We start from the raw sequence: 553 nt of genomic DNA on the forward strand, positions 1-553 counted from the left end.
CATCGGGGAGCGGGGAGACAGACCCGCACCCGATCGGTCGTGGCTGATAACCGTGGCTCGACGGGCGGGGGCGCTAGTCATCGAGCAGCCTCGCCCACATGTCCGGGTCGTAGTCGCCGGGCTGCTTCTGCAGGCTCACCAGCACGCCCGCGACCGCGTTCGCCACGTCGTCGTGGGCACCCTTCATCTGCGGGTGGTGGATGATGTCCTTGCCGCGGCGGCGGGTAGTGGGCCGGTCCAGCGAGACCAGCGGCTGTTGGAGGTTCGGCACGTCGAGCAACCGGCACCGACGACTGTTCAGCAGCGGAAGGAACTCGCGGTCGATGTAGGACTTCGAACGCTCCGAGACCTCGGAGGTGATCCCGCGCATCTGGAAGCGCTCCCGCGGCCACTCGCCGGCATAGCGGTCGCCCACGACCTGTCTGACACCGGAGGCTTTGCAGAGGGTCGAGAACTCCTCCACGATCGCGTCGGCCGAGACCGAGCGGATCTCGCGCACCGCGTCGAGGATCGCGCGTTCACCCTCCGCGTGCCCGATCGCCAACGTCATACC

Annotated in this window: 1 pseudogene; it reads right to left on the reverse strand. The window is 68.2% G+C overall.

From position 1 onward, the window contains the following. Positions 1-73: 73 nt before the first annotated feature. Positions 74-553 (reverse strand): annotated as a pseudogene (locus MKK75_RS07050) (hypothetical protein); the annotation flags it as partial.

It is taken from the genome of Methylobacterium sp. J-030, from assembly GCF_022829545.1.
Taxonomy (GTDB): domain Bacteria; phylum Pseudomonadota; class Alphaproteobacteria; order Rhizobiales; family Beijerinckiaceae; genus Methylobacterium.